This is a genomic window from Inquilinus sp. (assembly GCF_057815775.1).
Genome location: NZ_JBYRFX010000257.1, coordinates 1 through 3,719 on the forward strand (window position 1 = coordinate 1; position 3,719 = coordinate 3,719).

The following is a 3,719-nucleotide window of genomic DNA, read 5'->3' on the forward strand; positions in this document are numbered from 1 at the left end:
CTCGAGGAAGCGGCCGCCGATATCGCCAACCTGGTAGGTCTGGCCCCAGGCGAGATCCCCGGCCGCGGCGACGAGCTGCTCCACCAGGACGCGCGTCCCCGGGCTAGCGACTGCCGGCAAGGCGTCGAGCCAGCCGAGCACCGGCAGCGGGCGATGCTCCACCGGACGCCGCGTCGCATCCGGCGCCGGCCAGTCGGCAAGGAAGGCGCCCAGCGCCGGATGGTCGATGCCGTCGAGCAGCGACCTCACCCCATCGATCAATCGCTGCGCGCTGTCGGGCGACATGGAAACCTCCATCATGCCAGCCGGATGATAGTCCGCCCCGGCTGAGGGGGAAGTCATTTGCTTGCCCGCCTGCGTGGTGGCATCCGAGGATGCCGAAGCGGCCTTATGATAAACTGAGCGTTTCCTCCCCGCCGCACGGCCCCTATATATCGCTCATCCAAGGACGCGTATTGTCGGGAAGCATGTCAGCCCTTCTGGACCAGCTGGACGAGGTCAAGGCGGTCGTCACCGAGCATGACCGGCTGGTGCGGCAGCAGGAGCTGCTGCAGCAGGTGATGGCTGCGCGGAACGTCTTCGTCATCATCTTCGACGCGACGGGGCGCGTGCTCTATCAGAACTACCCGGACGCGCCGGCGACGCCGTCGGTGTCGGATTTCTCGTTCCTGCTGGGGGCGGAGAACTGCCACACCCTGCTGCGGTTGAGCCGCGAGGCGCCGGACCGGCTGCCGTCCTTCACCTTCACCCAGGAAGCCCTGCGCTTCACGGTCCAGCCGCTGACGTCGGAGACCGGGACCTGGGCGCTGCACATCCTGCTGGACCAGGAGGACGACGACGCCGATCTGCCCGCGTCCAACGACGACGGCGACTACGCCAAGGAAATGGCGGAGTGCCTGGACGATCTGCGTACGCTGCTGATGAGCAACACGCTCGAGGATGTGTCGGAGGCGATCCGCAACAACCACCTGCGCAAGATCGCCGAATACAAGGAGAAGACCAACAGCTCTCTCCTGAAAACCTGCCTCGAGATCATCGAGCAGAGCATCAAGGATGCGCTGTCATCCGACACCGGCATCGACGAGTCGCTCTATTCGCTGCTGACGCCGTCGGAGCTGCAGATCGCCAACTTCATCCGCATGGGCAAGAGCAGCAAGGAAATCGCCAACACCCTGCAGATCGCCGGCAAGACGGTCGAGAACCACCGCAACAACCTGCGCAACAAGCTCGGCATCCGGAACAAGGGCGTGAACCTGCGCAGCTACCTGATCAAGCTGTTCAAGCAGCAGCGGTAGAGTCGGCGCGAGGCATCCGCCCCTCGCCCCGACCTGGCCATCGGGCCTGGCAGTCGCCCCTCCACCGACCACTCATGCTTTCCTCATATAGACCGATCATATCGGAATAATGATCGTACATAATATCAACCCATGGAAATCATGAACAGAATCGGCAACAGCAAAATTTGACGATAAATCGGTATTTTTCGGAAAGCGGACAGCCAGCATCAGCTTAAAAACTTTCTTGCCTGCCTGTAGGAATTTGCCTCATATAACACCTATGGATCGCTCATGCGGCGTGACAGCGCGTATCCGCGGGCGGCCGGCAACGTCACATGGGAGGATGGGATGCCAGGTAGTTTCGACGGTTTCCTCGACAATCTGCGCGGCTTCGAATCCGGCATCGACCCGGCCAAGGCCGCCTGGTATGCCGCCAATTACACCAACCCCACCGCGATCAGCTATCCCGAGGTCACCACCCCCGGCCATGCCGTGCGTGACGCCAACGGCAACTTCGTCAACCACTCGATATCGGTGAAGGAGTATTTCCAGACCCTCGGCGTCGACCAGTACTACCATCAGAACACGCCGACCGACGCGGCGATGATCGAGACGATGCAGTACCACTCGACCAACTTCCTCGGCTTCCTGGGCTACCAGGTGGGCGAGGCGGTGCTGATCTCGGCCGGTTACTACGCGCCGCAGATCGACGCGGCGACCGGTTATGACAAATATTATGTCTATGTCGGCGACAACAGCCTCTTCGCCAATGGCAAGACCGAGGCGCAGTACCTGCAGGATGGCGCCACCACGCCGCTGATCGCCACCTCGATCAACCGCTGGGACGGCACCTTCACCGGCAAGAACGGCGTCAACTCGCTGGAAGACCTGAAGGACACGGCGAAGCAGGAAGTGGTCATCCGTGACGTGATGGCCTTCAACGTCGGCGTCATCAGCGACCTGCTGAAGGCCGCGAACATGACCTGGACCCAGGCGCTGGCCAAGACCTGGACCATGCCCGACGGCAGCACCGTCCATGCCACCATGTCCGGCATCCTGGCCTCGGCCCATCTGCGCGGCGCCTGGGGCACGGCGGATCTGCTGATCCACAACACGGATTCGACCGACGAGAACGGCACATCGATCAAGACCTACATGCAGCAGTTCGGCGGTTTCGACACGATCTACGACACGCCCGGCAACGACCACATTTCCGGCAGCCAGTACAACGAGAACCTGTTCGCCGGACAGGGCAACGACGTCGTCGACACCGGCGGCGGCCATGACAAGATCTTCCTGACCGAGTATTCCGGCGCGACCACCACGATCAACGGCTTCACCCTCCATGACGACGTCGTGGTGCTGCGCGGCTTCACGACCGCCAACCCGCTGTCGAACGTCAGCGTCACGTCGAACGCCCAGGGCAATGCGGTGGTCCACTTCGCGTCCGAGCAGGTGGTGCTGACCGGCGTGACCGCCGCCAGCGTCCAGGCCAATCTCGCGGATGTGATCAAGGTGTCGGACATCTACAACCTGGCCTGGAGCGGCAAGGTCACGGTGGCCGGTTTCGACGTGGCCACCGACGTCATCAATGGAACGGCCGGCATCGGCTTCAAGAATCTGCAGCTGTCCGAGGATGCGAACCACAATGCGGTGATCGGCGTGGTCGCGGCCGATGGCGGCATCTATGCCGGCATCACCCTGACCGGCGTCACCATGGCGCAAGTGACGCCCAACATGTTCGAGAACATCACCGGTGCCTACACCCAGATGGTCCAGGCCTATAACTTCGACTGGTCGAGCTGGGGCTGGGCGACGTCAAAGACCGTCGAGCATTTCGATCCGGCAAACCAGGTGCTGAACATCGGCGCCTTCCAGTACAACTACTCGGCACTGGAGCTGGTGCAGGTCGGTGCCGACACCAAGGTGCAGATCTTCGGCGGCGGCGAAGGCGGCAAGTCCATCCTGCTGAAGGACGTGACGGTGGGCGAGTTGAGTGCCCATAATTTCTACGGCGTCTCCGGCAATTTCAGCAGCATCCATATCACCGGCGGCCCGGCCGCCGCCGCCGAGGAGGCGGATCACTCCACCGCGGCGCTGCACGGGCTGGCGGCGGATTTGTTCGGCCATCACGGCGATCGCGAGCAGACCGCCGCCCATCATGCGGACACGGCAAACGTCACCACGCACGACCAGGATCACGGCGCGCTGAACCATCTCTTCGCGGCGAGCGCTTTCGACGCCCTGCTGTAATCGCTTCCCGATCCCCCGGCGCCCCGGCCGCCTAGCGGCCGGGGCGTTGCTTTTTCGGAAGCCGAGAGGCCGCCATCAGACGGCCGCGACTGCGCGTTTACAGCGGCCTCAGCGCTTGAGCTTCTTGGTCTTCAGGATGGTGCCCATGGTCAGGGTCACCGCGGCGATGATGATGACGCCGCGCAGGAT

Annotated in this window: 3 protein-coding genes; 2 read left to right on the top strand and 1 reads right to left on the bottom strand. The window is 63.0% G+C overall.

Annotated features, from left to right (window positions below; translation table 11 throughout):
• Positions 1-285, bottom strand: a 285-nt coding sequence (locus AC3XYG_RS09130) for a cupin domain-containing protein (protein WP_489139506.1), incomplete at its 3' end; no start/stop codon positions are given.
• A gap of 182 nt (positions 286-467) precedes the next feature.
• Between AC3XYG_RS09130 and AC3XYG_RS09135 the strand changes: the two genes are divergently transcribed.
• Both AC3XYG_RS09135 and AC3XYG_RS09140 read left to right on the top strand, forming a co-directional pair.
• Positions 468-1,295: a helix-turn-helix transcriptional regulator gene (locus AC3XYG_RS09135; protein WP_489139507.1), complete on the top strand. Its 828-nt coding sequence runs from the start codon at positions 468-470 to the stop codon at positions 1,293-1,295.
• Between the two features lie 330 nt (positions 1,296-1,625).
• Positions 1,626-3,530 (top strand): hypothetical protein, encoded by a 1,905-nt coding sequence (locus tag AC3XYG_RS09140; RefSeq protein ID WP_489139508.1) that lies wholly within the window; start codon positions 1,626-1,628, stop codon positions 3,528-3,530.
• Positions 3,531-3,719 lie beyond the last annotated feature (189 nt).